The sequence below is a fragment of the Helcobacillus massiliensis genome (assembly GCF_014191425.1).
Classification (GTDB): Bacteria; Actinomycetota; Actinomycetes; order Actinomycetales; family Dermabacteraceae; genus Helcobacillus; species Helcobacillus massiliensis.
In genome coordinates this window covers 1-13,757 of the sequence record NZ_JACHWP010000027.1, presented here as the reverse complement: position 1 = coordinate 13,757, position 13,757 = coordinate 1, and the positions used below count along the sequence as shown (strand labels likewise).

Genomic DNA, 13,757 nt, shown 5'->3' with positions numbered 1-13,757 from the left:
AGAGTCCGCGGCCAGATGCGACCGCTCCTCCTCCTGTCGGTCGATCCGGTTTGAGCTCGCGCCGGAGCGTACCGCCGACCGTGCGTCCTGGACGGTTAAGGGGTAGAGCCCGGCTGTACCGCCGCCGTCGGCCACCACACCCTGTCGCCGATGAGGGTGAACACGGCGGGCACGAGGACGGTGCGCACGAGCACGGTGTCGATGAGGACGCCGAGGCCCACGATCAGACCCAGCTGCCCCAGCACCACCAGCGGCAGCACACCGAGAGCGGCGAACACGGCGGCGAGGACCACACCGGCGCTGGTGATGACCACGCCCGTGTGGGACACGGCCCGCACCAGGGCGGAGCGCATCGGGTGCGCCCGGTTCTCCTGGCGGATGCGGTGAGCGAGGAAGATCGAGTAGTCCACGCCGAGCGCCACCAGGAACAGGAACGCGATCAGGGGCACGGTGATGTCCAGGCCCGGCCAGTCGAACAGAGCCTCACCCAGCAGCGTGCCGATGCCGATCGCACCCACGGTGGAGACGCCGGTCAGGGCCATCAGCACGATCGGGGCGACGACCGAGCGCAGCAGCACACCGAGCAGAACGAGCACCACGAGCACGATCAGCGGCGCGATCAGGGTCAGGTCCCGCACGGACGCGTCGTGCACATCCGCTGCGGCCGCGCTGGTGCCGCCCACGAGGATCCGAGGATCGGTGTCCGTGGCAGCGGAGCGCAGGGCATCCACCTCGGCGGTCGCAGCAGCGGTCTCCGGCTCCGCCGTGCCGGTGACGCTGATCGGAACCCAGGTGCCGCCGTCAGCAGTGAACGGCTTGCCGCTCACGTGGGCGCGCTGCACACCCTCCACCTGCTTCGCCTTCGCGAGGAACCCGTCGGCCGCGGAAGCGGGGGCGACCACGGTGTGCGGGCCGGCCTCACCGGCCGGGTAATGCGCAGCCATCGTCTCCAGCCCGGAACGGGACTCGGACGCGGTCGCGAACTGCTCCGACTGCGACAGACCGATCTGCGTGCCCACCAGGCCCAGGCCACCGGCCACGAGGATCGCGAGTGCGGCGAGACCGGAGATGACCGGACGTGCCGTGACGGCGCGGGCCACGGCAGCGAACAGGCCGCGCGGCTCCTCCTCGGCACCGCCCTGCGCCTCATGGTGATGCGCGGGCCGCGGGATGAACGGCCAGAAGATGCCGCGGCCCAGCAGGGCCAGCAGAGCGGTCAGCGGGAACACGACCGCCAGCAGGGCGAGCAGAAGACCAGCAGCGGCGGCGATGCCGAGGCCGCGCGTGGCGGGCATCAGCGCCACCATGAGGGTCAGCAGGGACAGCACCACGGTCACGTTCGAGGTGACGATCGCGGGGATGATCCGCGACCACGCGGTGGCGAGCGCCGAGCGCTGATCCTGCTGGACGTGCAGCTCCTCACGGTAGCGGGAGATCAGCAGCAGGGCGTAGTTCGCACCCGTGCCGAACACCAGCACGGAGATCACGCCGGCGTCGAAGGCGAGGCTGAGCTTCTCGCCGAGGAAGCTGGTCAGAGAACTGGAGGCCCCGTCGGCCAGGGCGATCACCACCAGCGGCACGATCCACAGGATGGGGGAGCGGTAGGTGAGCAGCAGCAGGACCGCGACCACCGCGATCGTCACCGCCAGCAGGGTGAAGTCGGCGCCGACGAAGGCGCCGCGGATGTCGGAGCCGATGGCCGGACCGCCGGTCACCTGCACGGTGAGGTCGTCGCCGCCGGCGCGGTGCGCGGTCTCCCGCAGGGCCTTCACCTCGGCGTCCACAGCCGTGTTGTTCTCACTGGTCGCGGTGGCCTCATCGGCGGAGGTGGACGGCTCCGTGTTGATCTGGGTGCCCACGATCACTGCCTTGCCGTCCTCCGACGGGATCGGCCCGAACGCGTCGGTGCCGCTCTCGGCGGCGAGGGAGGACTTCACCTTCTCCGCGCGCTGCATGTCCGCCGGGGTGAGGGCGGCGCCGTCCGGGCGCGACACCACGGCCATGACCTGCTGGTTCTCACTGCCGGGCGCCTTGGCGAGCAGCTCCTTCGCCTGCGTGGACTCAGCGGTCGCGGGCGCAGCGTCCATACCGCCGACGGGCCCCGTGCCGCGCAGACCGCCGAAGATCGCGAGCGCGACGACCACGGCGAGCGCGAGGGTGATCCACGCGCCCTTCGTGGACGTGAGGAAACGGCCCATGCGCTCCAGGCGGGTGGGCTCACCGGCGGGGCCGGGCCCGCCCGGGTGGGCGCGGTGCCCGTTGCGGGTGTGGGCGGATAGGGCTGCGGTTTCACGGGTGGAGGTGGAGGCCGACGGGTGCCGGCGGGCCTCAGTGCGGGGCAGTGCGGTGCTCATGCCTCCACGCTAGAAATCGGGCAGACGGGGGTGATCAACCGAAGGGTTGATCGTGCCCGCGCCCTGACCGGGCCCGCTCCCCGCGCCCTGACCGGGCCTGGGCGGGCCGGGTCGGGTAGAAATGGGGTATGAGTCAGAACCCGCCGAGCTTCGGCCAGTCAGGATCCTCGGGCGCCGCCCACAGCGCGCCCGTCTGTCCGCGCCACCCGCAGGTCGCCAGCTATGTGCGATGCCGGCGCTGCGACCGGCCCATGTGCGGCGCCTGCCAAGTGCACACCGAGGTCGGCGCCATCTGCACCGACTGCGCCGGTGACCTGCAGCGCGACCACGCCGCCGCCCAGCCCCGCAACGCCATCGGCGGCCGCGGCTCCGACACCCCGATCATCACCTGGACACTGATCGGCATCTGCGTGGTCATGTTCGGCCTGCAGAACCTCCCCGGGGTCTCCGGCGTGATCCAGCAGTGGACCACCTACGCCCCGTTCCGCACCCGGGCGATGCCGTGGACCCTCATCACCTCCGGATTCCTCCACGGCGGCATCATGCACCTGCTGCTGAACATGTACGCCCTGTGGGCGATCGGCCAGTTCCTCGAACGGTCCTTGGGCCGCTGGCGCTACCTCGGCCTGTTCCTGCTGTCCGTGATCGGCGGCCACGCCGCCGTGATGTGGCTGGCGAGCGCGGGCCTGGACGACTGGTACACCGGCACCGTCGGCGCCTCCGGCGGAGTGTTCGGCCTGTTCGGCGCACTCTTCGTGGTGCAGCAACGCATGGGCGAGCAGGCCACCCAGGTGCTGGTGCTGATCGGACTGAACTTCGCGTTCTCCTTCATGTACCCCGGCATCTCCTGGCAGGGACACCTCGGCGGCATGATCACCGGCACCCTCATCGCCCTCGTCCTGTTCGCCACTCGCGTGAAGGCGACCCCCGGTGCTGACCGTGCCGCTCTCGCCCGCAAGGCGGACCTCACCCATGCCGCCGTGCTCGCGGCCGCGCTCGCGGTGCTCGCCGCAGTGGTCCTGGCCCGCGTGCTGACAGTGCCGGACTGGACGGTGCCGCCGCTGTTCTGACGGCACCGCGGGCGGCGTGGACCGCCGCCTCACTTCTGCACACTGGCTGCGTGCTCTGCTCTGAGCGCGCAGCCGGTCTGTTCACGCCGACATCAGGGGCTCGTCACCAGGGGTTTTCTCGGTGACCGGGCGGTTGCGGTTCCACAGTCTGTCCACCCGTTGTGGACAAGGTGGGGCCTGTGCACATGCGCCATCCACATCGCTGTCCACATGTGTGGAGTAATCGCATTGTTGTGATTTCCCAGGTCAGTGGGTGTTCCGACGGGTTATCCACAGTGAGTGTGGTGGGTAGGCGGCGACTGTGCACACGATTCACACCCGTAGTTGTCCCCACTTGGGCGCGGTATGTGCACAACGCAGGCCGCATATGTGCACAATTGAGGCCGGGGAATCCACGAACATCCCAAAAGTTATCCACAAAGTTGTCCACGGCTGGGGATAATCACAGGCGTGTAGTTCCCGTCGGCCCCGATTCGGCCACCCGGCCCCGCGCGGTTGTCCACACTCCCGGTTCTTCAGGGGCCGCAGCCCCACTCCGACACCGCGGCCGTCGGTCCCCGTATGCTCGTCCAATGAGCACGCCCGCCAGCCTCGAGGACCTGTTCCCGCCGTTCGCCCTGCGCATCACCGCCGACGACCTCACCATGCGCCTGATGTGCGACAGCGACCTTCCCGAGTACGCCGCACTGCTCCACGAACCGGTCTTCGACCCCGCCTTCGAACACGCCTGCTTCGCCTGGCTGGGCGAAGACCTCGCCGCGACCGCGAAAAGTGCGGTCCAGTTCCAGTGGGCCCAGCGCGCCGCCATCGGTGGAGACGACTATGAGATCCCCTTCGGCGTCTGGTGGAAGGGTCGCCTCGTCGGCAGTCAGGGCCTGCGCCTCAAGGAGTTCGCGAGCCTCCGCACAGTCGACTCCGGGTCCTGGCTCACCCGCTCAGCCCACGGCCAGGGCATCGGCACCCTCATGCGCCAAGCGATCCTCGTGTTCGCGTTCGACCACCTCGGCGCCGAACGCGCCGAATCCGCGGCTGAAGACGGCAACCTGCCCTCCCTCGCCGTGTCGAAGCGGCTCGGCTACCGGCCGAACGGGACAGCCGTCGTGATGGAGGGCGGCCGACGGAGGCTGCACCACCGCATGGTCCTCACCCCGGACGACTTCGTGCGCCCCGAGGTGGAGGTGCAGGTGGAGGGCTTCACCCCCGAGCTGCGGCGGATGCTGACGGGGGAGTAGCCGCCCGGGTCGGCACCCGTCGGCCCGGGTCTGATCCCGTCGGCCAGCGCCACCCGGGCATGAGCCCGTCGGCCGGCGCCCACCCGCGCACCTCCGCCGCCACGGGAGGGGGCGGGCTCGTCAGTGCCGCACCACCGAGCTCAGCAGCAGTGAGGAGTGTGAGTTCTCCACCCCGCGGGTGTTGCGGATCTCCCGCAGCACCTGGTCGAAATGCGTGAGGTCGCGGCAGGAGATCTCCGCGACCAGGTCCCAGTTGCCGTTCGTGGTGTGCAGCGCCGCGATCTCCGGCATGCCGCGCAGACGCTCGATCACGGTCGTGGTGGTCACGCCGCCCACCGCGATGTGGGTGACGCTGCGGATCTGGTCGAGCTCGCCCTCGTCGCGCACCCGCACCGTGTAGCCGACGATCACGCCGCGCGACTCCAGGCGCTCCAGACGCTTCGTCACCGTGGTCCGGGAGACACCGAGCTGCGCGGCGAGCGCCGCGATCGGCATGCGGCCGTCCTTACGGAGAAGGGAGATGAGGGAGCGGTCGAACTCAGACAGAGCAGGCATGGTCACAATGCTAACCAAGGGTGCGCACAATGATGTATCTCTGCGCACACTGTGCCCACCACGTCGGTGGTGTGTTCACAATGATCCCTTTAGGCTTGACACTGTTCTGAGTCGCAACGAACGGCCCCGCGCCGGCCACCAGCTGGAACGGGACCCGCACGCGACTCAGCGAAGACCGAGCCGCAGCAGCGGCATCCCCATGTGGAAGGAGCACACAGTGGTAGCTTTCGTCGGCGTCGATTCCATGGCGCGCTGGATCCAGCGCGACGGCGTGGAGAACATCATCGCCCGGATGATCGACCAGCTCGAGGCGGACTTCAAGCGCTGGGAGATGTTCTACAAGATCCCCCGCGTCGCCTCCCACACCCCGATCGGCGTCATCGAACTGATGCCGACCTCGGACTCGGAGACCTACTCCTTCAAGTACGTCAACGGCCACCCCTCCAACCCGGCGCGCGGCTACCAGACCGTCACCGCGTTCGGTGTCCTCGCCGATGTCGACAACGGCTACCCGACCTTCCTCGCCGAGATGACCCTGCTGACCGCCGTGCGCACCGCGGCTGTGTCCGGCATGTTCGCCAAGCACCTCGCCCGCAAGGACTCGAAGGTCATGGGCATGATCGGCTCCGGTTCGCAGTCCGAGTTCCAGGCCCTCGCCATGCGCCACGTGTTCGGCATCGAAGACCTCAAGATCTACGACGTCGACCCGGCCGCACAGGAGAAGGTCCGCCGCAACCTCGAGCCGCTCGGCTTCCGCGTCCAGATCTGCGACACCTCCGATGAGGCCGTCACCGGCGCGGACATCATCACCGTCTGCACCGCCGACAAGGCGCAGAACAAGGTCCTCTCCGACCGCCAGATCGACCTCGCCAACCCCGGCGTCCACATCAACGCCATCGGCGGCGACGCCCCCGGCAAGACCGAGCTCGAAGCCGCCATCCTCGAGCGCGGCCCCGTGTTCGTCGAATTCCCGGAGCAGACCCGCATCGAGGGCGAGATCCAGCAGATGCCGGAGGACTTCCCGGTGGTCGAGTTCTGGAAGGTCCTCACCGGCAAGGCCGACGGGCGCACCTCCGACGACCAGGTGACGATCTTCGACTCCGTCGGCTTCGCGATCTCCGACGGCTCTGCGCTCAAGGTGTGCCGCGACATGACCGCCGGCACCGAGCTGCAGGAGCAGGTCGACCTGGTCGCCGACCCGGACGACCCGAAGGACCTGTTCTCCATGGTCAACTCCCTCAAGCCCGTCGGCTGAGGTCGCTGCCATGGGATACACCTCCATGGCGCAGATCGGAACCGACGGGGGCGCGGCAGCGCGCCTCCGTCGGCCCTCCCCGGAGCAGGGGTCTCCTTCGCGTACCCGAACCCAGGCTCCCAGCGCCGTCATGATGGTGCGACCGCACCGTTTCCGCCCCAACCAGCAGACCGCGGCGGACAACCACTTCCAGACTGAGCCGGACGCATCCCGCAGCGTCATCGCCCAGCGCGCCTACGATGAAGTGACGCGCATGGTCGAGCAGCTGCGCGGCCGCGGGGTCGATGTCCTCCTGCTCGAGGACGAGGGCACCACCACCCCCGACTCCGTGTTCCCCAACAATTGGATCACCACGCACCCCACGGGGCTGCTCGCCACGTTCCCGATGTATGCGGAGAACCGCCGGCGGGAACGCCGGGCCGACGCGCTCGAGCTGCTGCAGGAACGGTTCCACGTGTACGACACGGTTGATCTCTCGGCGGCGGAGCTGGAGGGCGAAGCGCTCGAAGGCACCGGCGTGATGATCTTCGACCACCTGGAGATGCTGGCGTACGCGTGCCGCTCGAAGCGGCTCTCCAGCCGCCTGTTCGACGAGTTCTGCGAGCTCGCCGGCTACACCCCGATCCTGTTCGACGCCACTGACTCCGACGGTGTCCCCGTGTACCACACGAACGTCATGATGGCGCTCGGCACGGACCTCGCCGTGATCGGTGCGTCGATGATCCGCGACGAGTCCGAGCGCCGCGCCGTGCTCGGGCAGCTGCGCGACACCGGCCGCGAGGTCGTGGAGCTGACGGAGGAGCAGATCGGGTCGTTCGCCGGGAACTGCCTCGAGGTGCAGGGGGCCGACGGGCGCCTGCTCGTCATGAGCCGCACCGGTGTGGATTCGCTCAGCCGCGCCCAGCGCGACCGGATCGAGTCGCGCGTGGAGCTGCTGCCGGTGGATGTGCACACGCTCGAACTGGCCGGTGGGTCCGCTCGCTGCATGCTCGCCGGGATCCACCTCGAGCCCCGCCAGGTGCACACCCCGCGCGCCTGACGCGGCGGGGCGGCCGGGCAGGGCGCCTCGCCGTGGTGGGGCTGACGCGGCGGGGCGGCCGGGAACGCTGCTCGAACCCGGCCGTGCCCCACCGAGTCAGCCGCCCCGCGTCAGCGGCTCACTCGTTGAAGTCGGCGGGGTCGCGGGACACGCGGCCCTCGGGCCCGCGGTCCAGTGCGGTGATGCGCTCGACCTCGTCATCGGTCAGCGTCAGCTGCAGCGACTCGAAGTTCTCCCGGATGCGCTCCGGCGTCACCGACTTCGGGATCACCACGAGGCCGAGCTGGCGGTGCCAGGCGAGGATCGTCTGCGCCGGCGTTGCGCCGTGCGCCTTCGCGATCTCGGTGATGACCGGGTCGGTGAGGGCATCGCCGCCCTGCGACAGCGGGCCCCACGACTCCGTCAGCACGCCCATCTCCGCATTGACGCGGCGCAGCTCCGGCTGGTTGAAGTGCGGGTGCAGCTCGATCTGGTTGAGCACCGGAGCCACGCCGGAGCCGTCCACGAGGTCCTCCAGCTGCTCCACCGGGAAGTTCGCGACGCCCACCGACGAGATGCGGCCCTGCTCCTTCAGCTCCAGGAACGCCCGCCACGTCTCCGGGTACAGCCGACGCTTCGGCATCGACCAGTGGATCAGGTACAGGTCGATGCTCTCGCGCCCGAGGCGCTGCATCGACTCCTCGAACGCGCGCAGCGTGGAATCGTAGCCCTGGTCGGTGTTCCACAGCTTCGTCACCAGGAAGATCTCCGACGGGTCCACCCCCGACGCTTCGATGCCGCGGCGCACACCCTCCTCATTGCCGTACACAGCGGCGGTGTCGATGTGGCGGTAGCCGACGGCGAGGGCCTCCTTCACCGACGCCTCCGCCTCCTCGTTCGACATCGTGAACACGCCGAACCCGAGCTGCGGGATCTCGCGGCCGTCGTTCATCGTCAGGGTGGGGGAGGCGAGAGCAGTCACGGGGTGTCCTTTCCTCAGGCGGGGGGTCAGGGGCGGGGCCGACGGGTGCCGGCTATTCCCCGATGCGGCGCATGGTGGCGGGGTCCATGCCGGTGCGGCCCGCGATGCCGCGGTCCAGTTCGTTGATGAGGTCGATCTGCGCATCGGTCAGTTCGATCCGCAGCGACTCGAAGTTCTCCCGCAGACGCTCCGGAGACACCGACTTCGGGATCGCGATCGTGCCGATCTGCCGGTGCCAGGCCAGCACCACCTGCGCGGGCGTGGCGTCATGCATCGCGGCGATCTGGTGCAGATCCGCCTGCGTGAACAGTTCACCGCCGCGCGCGAGCGGCGCCCACGCCTCGGTGGGGATGATCAGCTCGCGGTTCACCTCGCGCATGCGGGCCTGGTTGAAGAACGGGTGCAGTTCGATCTGGTGGACCGACGGGGTCACGCCCGTGGCGTCGATGATCTCCCGCAGCTCCGGCTCGGCGAAGTTGGAGACGCCGATGGAGCGGACCCGGCCCTCCTCCTGCAGGTCGATGAGGGCGCGCCAGGTGTCCACGTACAGTCCCTGCTCGGGTACGGCCCAGTGGATGAGGCAGAGGTCGAGGACGTCGAGGCCGAGGCGGTCCATGGAGGCGTCGAAGGCGCGGCGGGCGGCGTCGTAGCCGTGGTCGTCGTTCCAGATCTTCGTGGTGACCACGATGTCCTTGCGCGGCACGTCGCTCTCGCGCAGGGCCTGCCCCACGCTCTCTTCGTTCCCGTAGAGCGCGGCGGTGTCGATGAGGCGGTACCCGATGTCCAATGCGGCAGAGATCACGGCGGGAATGTCAGCGTTGTCGACCTTGTAGACGCCGAGCCCGAGTTGCGGGAGCTCGAGGCCGTCGCGCAGGGTGACGACGGGGCTGACCAGGGGTTCTGTCATGCGGGGGCCTCCTTGGGGCACGGACCGGCACCAGGCTATCCTTCCCGTCCGGCGCGCTCCGACCCCCGGCTGCACGAAGACCCGGACATTACCTTTTCTTTACCCTACGATGGTCGAATGCGGAATCACTGTTGCGTCCCCATACTGGTTCCCATGACTCGCAGCACCAGCTTCCCTCTCGTCCGCCGCCCCCGCCTGCGCACCGCCGCAGCCCTCCTCGCCGGCGGCGTCCTCCTCGCCTCCTGCACCAGCGGCCCCGACTCCGCACCCGCGGGCGGAACGGGTGACAAGGGAGCGAACCAGGGCGCTGGCCAGCCTCCGTCGGCCGCCGACGACGCGAAGAAGCTCCCCAAGGGCGCCCTCGACGCCTCCGTTGCGACCGACCTCGCGCCCACCGACGCCGTCGACTCCGCCCTCGCCTCCGACCCCGACCTCAAGCCCTCCGGCAAGGTCATCACCGGTGACATCAACGGCGACGGCGAAGAGGACGCCCTCCGCCTCGCCACCCGCACGAGCCAGAACGGCAGCGTGGTCGTCGTCGGCGCGCTCGGGAAGTCCGAATCCGTCGGCCAGCAGACCGTCCTGCTGCCCGCCCAGCAGCTCGGCGTCCACCTCACCGTCACCGACACCGGCGCCTCGGCCGACGGAGTCCGCATCACCGTCGACGCCCACACCTCCGCCGGCATCGTCGACCACAAGCAGCGACGCCTCGTCATCACCCCCGCCGCGAAGGGCGCCGGCACCGCCGCAGCCTGGGACATCGGCGTGACCCCCGCCTCGGCCGGCTCCGACGGCGAAGTGTCCAGCGCGAAGGAGGACCACGCCGACGAACTCAAGGTCAACAACGGCGCCCCCATCGCCTCGATCACCGAGGGCTTCGAGTACTCCGACCCGATCCTGTTGGGCCGCCCCGTCGAATTCGCGTTCGACGTCCCCGACGGCCAGGACCTTGTGCTGTCCGGTTCGTTCACCGACACGCAGCTCGACGCCGTCGACGCCGACGGCCACCAGCTCTCCATCGGCACCGACGGCCTGATCCACACCGACCACCCGGGTGTGGTGCGCGTGCGCATCGCCAGCCTCGCCGCCCCCACCACCACCCCGCAGATCCGCGGGCACCTCGTGCCCACCGGCCGCCACATGGGGGCGGAGCAGAACTCCGACAAGCGCCCCGAAACCGCTGAGCAGGCCGAAGCGAACAGCGGCGAGCCCGGCGGCCAGCCCGACGAGTTCGTCCCGTGGAACCAGGGCATCACCGGCACCTCGGCCTTCCCCACCCACACCGCTGACGGCAAGCCCATCGCCTACCTCACCTTCGACGACGGCCCCGGGCCCGACACCCCGAAGGTGCTCGCCACCCTCGAGAAGTACGACATCCCCGCCACCTTCTTCCTCCTCGGACAGTCCGCCGCCGCTGACCCCGACATGGTGCAGACCATCCGCGACAAGGGCATGAAGGTGGGCGGCCACTCCCAGACCCACCCGGACCTCACTAAGCTCGGGCCCGACGGGGTCCGCCGCGAGTTGCGCGATTCCCGCAAGGCGATCGGCGGCGACCTCACCTGCATGCGCCCGCCCTACGGCGCGTCCAACTCGCGCGTCCGCAGCATCATTGCGGAGGAGAAGCAGAACATCGTCGGCTGGACCGTGGACCCGCAGGACTGGGCGAAGCCCGGCGCGGATACCATCGCGAAGCGGGTTGTCGAGCAGACCCACCCGGGCGCGGTGATCCTCGAGCACGACGGCGGCGGCGACCGCAGTCAGACCATCGCGGCGATGAACCAGTACATCCCGCAGCTGCAGGCGAAGGGCTACGTGTTCCGCACCATCCCGTCCTGCTGAGCGCTCACCGGCGCTTCCGGTTCCGACGTGTTCAGCCCTGTCGGCCGGTGTCGTCGCTGAACACGTCGGGGATGCCGTCCTGGTTCGCATCCACCGACTCCTCCTCCGCGATCTTCGCGTAGTGACGGTTCCGGGGCAGCAGGACCGCGCCGCCCACGACCGCTGCCAGCACCGAGGCGGTCAGCACACCCACCTTCGCCGCGTCCTGCATGGACGGATCCGACGGGAAGCTGAGCTCCGCGATCAGCAGCGACACAGTGAAGCCGATGCCGGCGAGCGCCGCCATGCCGATCAGGTCGATCCATGCGATCGCCGGATCCAGATTCGCCCGCTTCAGACGGGTGATGAGGAACGTTGTGCCGACGATCCCGATGATCTTGCCGGCCACCAGACCCGCCATCACACCGAGGGCGATGGTGCCGGTCCAGGCGTCGAGGAGGCCGCTGAGACCGCCGACTGCAACACCGGCGCTGAAGAACGCGAACACCGGCACCGCGAACCCGGAGGACAGCGGCGCGAAGCGGTGCTCGAAGGTCTTCGCCAGCGAGTACTCCCTGCCGAGGTGGGAGCGCACCGTCACCGGCACCATGAACGCGAGGACCACACCCGCGATCGTGGCGTGGATGCCGGAGTTGTAGAACAGCGCCCACACAACGGCGCCGAGCGGCAGCAGCACGAACCACGCCGCACCGTACGACTTCTTGAACAGCGTCTCCGCCTTCTGCGCGATCAGGCGGTACAGCGCCAGCGGGATCAGCGCGATCGCCAGGTACCCGAGCTGCAGATCATCGGAGTAGAACACGGCGATGATCACGATCGCGAGCAGGTCGTCCATGATCGCGAGGGTCAGCAGGAACGTCCTGAGGGCCGACGGGAGCTTCGAACCCACGATCGCCAGTACCGCAACAGCGAACGCGATATCAGTGGCCGCCGGGATCGCCCAGCCGTTCGTTGCGCCACTGGGGCCGGCGAGGTTGATCGTGAAGAAGATCAGCGCCGGAACCGCGACACCACCGACTGCGGCGGCGACGGGCACAAGCGCCTTCCCGGGGTCCCGCAGGTCGCCCTGGATGAACTCCATCTTCAGCTCGAGGCCCACCATGAAGAAGAAGATCGCGAGGAGGCCGTCGGCCGCCCAGTGGCCGATGGAGAGGTTGAGGTCGAGCCCGAACAGTTCGAAGCCGAGGTGAGTGTCGCGCAGGGCGAAGTAGGCGTCCGCCGCGGCGGAGTTCGCGAGGATCAGCGCGATGATCGTGGCGAGCACGAGGATGCCGCCGCCGGTCGCCTCACGCGTGAGGACCTTTTCGATGCGGGAGTATTCGCGGTAGGTGCCGCGCTCCAGGATCGCCCGACGCCGCGGGGTCGAGGCAACCGGCTCCGTGCCGTCGGCGCTAGGGCTGCTCTGCTGGGTGCTGCTGGGCGCGGGGCGGCCGGGCTCAGGGCTGCTGGGCTCGGGGCGGCTGGGCTCAGGGCTGCTGGGCTCGGAGCCGTTCGGGGCTGCGGGTGAGGGGGCCATAGGAGTCCTTTCGGGGTCAGCGAACATCGTCATTCGCCGACCAGACTTCCCGGCACACCGCAGTCCACCTTGTCACGCCGGCCGCGCTTCGACCTAGGCGCCGCGCGTCCCCATGTGACGGGCGCCACTGCAGCGAGGGGGCCTGAACGGCGCCCGACCCGTCGGCGCGCCCGGCCCCGCCCGGCTCCGTCGGCCCCGCCCCGGGTCTGCTCGGGGTCCCGCCCGGCTCCGTCGGCCCCGCCCGGCTCCGCCCGGGGCCCCGCCCCGCTCCGTCGGCCGCCGCCCCGGCCCGCCGCACTTCCCCCACAGAATTCGATATATGGGCAGAATTCGGGCCGAATAGCGAACATCCAACAACTTCTGTGGGCTGGGCTGAGCTCGCGGCGGGGCCTCGGTTGGCGACTGTGGACCGACGGTTACCCCCAGCGCACCCTGGGCGGTCGCGGAATCCGTCGGCCGGTACGAAGGTCGAAACATGGCCCGCCACTCAGCCCCGCTGCCCCCACTGCTTCATCGGACCGTGTTCCTTGCGGCCGATGCGGCAGCGTGCGGCGTGTCGAGGGCGCGTCTCAGGGCGAGGGACATACTCCGATTCGGGCAGGGCCTCTACGCACACCGTGACCTCGAGGTGACGGAAGCGATGATGGCAGCTGCGCTGGTGAGGAAGTTCCCGGGCAGCACGGTGTCGGGGTTGAGTGCTGCGCGCCTCCACGGCATCCCGCTGCCGACCTGGCTGAACACCTGGGAGCCCGGGCAGCCAGTGCACCTCAGCGACGCCCCGGGTAATCGTCGCCGGAGCACCCCTCTGGTGACCTGGGATCATTCGCTCGTCCACGGGGCTGATCGAAAGGCGTGGCGGATACCGCGCGTGCCGGCGCTGGGTGACCTGTCGGGGCTCAGTTCGTCCTCAGTCCAACGATCGGGAACAGCCGGCACCGGATCGGGGCCAACCGGTTTTCAAGCGCGCACTGCCAGAACCGATGGGCCTGGGGTGCGCGGATATTCGTTTGTTCCGATGCTCACGCA

Annotated in this window: 10 protein-coding genes; 5 read left to right on the top strand and 5 right to left on the bottom strand. The window is 69.4% G+C overall.

The genetic code is table 11. The annotated features are described in order from the left end of the window. Positions 1-95: 95 nt before the first annotated feature. Positions 96-2,354: an MMPL family transporter gene (locus FHX50_RS11810; RefSeq protein ID WP_246371113.1), complete on the bottom strand. Its 2,259-nt coding sequence runs from the start codon at positions 2,352-2,354 to the stop codon at positions 96-98. Positions 2,355-2,482: 128 nt separating this feature from the next. On the opposite strand from FHX50_RS11810, the gene FHX50_RS11805 reads away from it, so the two are divergent. Together FHX50_RS11805 and FHX50_RS11800 are read left to right on the top strand one after the other, a co-directional pair. Then, positions 2,483-3,424, top strand: a complete 942-nt coding sequence (locus tag FHX50_RS11805) for a rhomboid family intramembrane serine protease (protein WP_183377360.1) — start codon at positions 2,483-2,485, stop codon at positions 3,422-3,424. A 572-nt stretch (positions 3,425-3,996) separates the two neighbouring features. Beyond that, positions 3,997-4,656 (top strand): GNAT family N-acetyltransferase, encoded by a 660-nt coding sequence (locus tag FHX50_RS11800; protein WP_183377359.1) that lies wholly within the window; start codon positions 3,997-3,999, stop codon positions 4,654-4,656. Between the two features lie 120 nt (positions 4,657-4,776). On the opposite strand, the gene FHX50_RS11795 is transcribed toward FHX50_RS11800, so the two are convergent. Continuing rightward, the gene (locus FHX50_RS11795; RefSeq protein WP_183377358.1) at positions 4,777-5,211 is read right to left on the bottom strand and encodes an Lrp/AsnC family transcriptional regulator; all 435 of its coding nucleotides are present in this window, start codon (positions 5,209-5,211) and stop codon (positions 4,777-4,779) included. 199 nt (positions 5,212-5,410) lie between these two features. Here FHX50_RS11795 and FHX50_RS11790 point away from each other — a divergent pair, with 199 nt between their 5' ends. Further along, on the top strand, positions 5,411-6,466 hold the full coding sequence (locus FHX50_RS11790; protein ID WP_183377357.1) for an ornithine cyclodeaminase: 1,056 nt from the start codon (positions 5,411-5,413) through the stop codon (positions 6,464-6,466). 130 nt (positions 6,467-6,596) lie between these two features. Further along, positions 6,597-7,505: a citrulline utilization hydrolase CtlX gene (ctlX, locus tag FHX50_RS11785; RefSeq protein ID WP_221187372.1), complete on the top strand. Its 909-nt coding sequence runs from the start codon at positions 6,597-6,599 to the stop codon at positions 7,503-7,505. A 118-nt stretch (positions 7,506-7,623) separates the two neighbouring features. Here the strand turns inward: ctlX and FHX50_RS11780 are convergent, their stop codons facing one another. Together FHX50_RS11780 and FHX50_RS11775 are read right to left on the bottom strand one after the other, a co-directional pair. Next, entirely contained in the window at positions 7,624-8,436 is an 813-nt protein-coding gene (locus FHX50_RS11780; protein ID WP_183377362.1) for an aldo/keto reductase, read from the bottom strand. An 82-nt stretch (positions 8,437-8,518) separates the two neighbouring features. After that, complete coding sequence (locus tag FHX50_RS11775; protein ID WP_183377356.1) at positions 8,519-9,373, bottom strand: aldo/keto reductase; 855 nt, start codon at positions 9,371-9,373, stop codon at positions 8,519-8,521. Between the two features lie 153 nt (positions 9,374-9,526). Here FHX50_RS11775 and FHX50_RS11770 point away from each other — a divergent pair, with 153 nt between their 5' ends. Beyond that, positions 9,527-11,215, top strand: a complete 1,689-nt coding sequence (locus FHX50_RS11770; protein WP_183377355.1) for a polysaccharide deacetylase family protein — start codon at positions 9,527-9,529, stop codon at positions 11,213-11,215. A 31-nt stretch (positions 11,216-11,246) separates the two neighbouring features. Here the strand turns inward: FHX50_RS11770 and nhaA are convergent, their stop codons facing one another. Beyond that, positions 11,247-12,731 carry a Na+/H+ antiporter NhaA gene (gene nhaA / locus FHX50_RS11765; protein WP_221187371.1) on the bottom strand — a complete coding sequence of 495 codons (1,485 nt, stop codon included), beginning with the start codon at positions 12,729-12,731 and terminating at the stop codon, positions 11,247-11,249. Between the last annotated feature and the right edge of the window lie 1,026 nt (positions 12,732-13,757).

Bases quoted from the DNA above. Each gene is read 5' to 3' on its own strand.
- FHX50_RS11810 (WP_246371113.1), bottom strand. From the start codon at position 2,354: ATGAGCACCGCACTGCCCCGCACTGAGGCCCGCCGGCACCCGTCGGCC.
- FHX50_RS11805 (WP_183377360.1), top strand. From the start codon at position 2,483: ATGAGTCAGAACCCGCCGAGCTTCGGCCAGTCAGGATCCTCGGGCGCC.
- FHX50_RS11800 (WP_183377359.1), top strand. From the start codon at position 3,997: ATGAGCACGCCCGCCAGCCTCGAGGACCTGTTCCCGCCGTTCGCCCTG.
- FHX50_RS11795 (WP_183377358.1), bottom strand. From the start codon at position 5,211: ATGCCTGCTCTGTCTGAGTTCGACCGCTCCCTCATCTCCCTTCTCCGT.
- FHX50_RS11790 (WP_183377357.1), top strand. From the start codon at position 5,411: ATGTGGAAGGAGCACACAGTGGTAGCTTTCGTCGGCGTCGATTCCATG.
- ctlX (WP_221187372.1), top strand. From the start codon at position 6,597: ATGATGGTGCGACCGCACCGTTTCCGCCCCAACCAGCAGACCGCGGCG.
- FHX50_RS11780 (WP_183377362.1), bottom strand. From the start codon at position 8,436: ATGAACGACGGCCGCGAGATCCCGCAGCTCGGGTTCGGCGTGTTCACG.
- FHX50_RS11775 (WP_183377356.1), bottom strand. From the start codon at position 9,373: ATGACAGAACCCCTGGTCAGCCCCGTCGTCACCCTGCGCGACGGCCTC.
- FHX50_RS11770 (WP_183377355.1), top strand. From the start codon at position 9,527: ATGACTCGCAGCACCAGCTTCCCTCTCGTCCGCCGCCCCCGCCTGCGC.
- nhaA (WP_221187371.1), bottom strand. From the start codon at position 12,731: ATGGCCCCCTCACCCGCAGCCCCGAACGGCTCCGAGCCCAGCAGCCCT.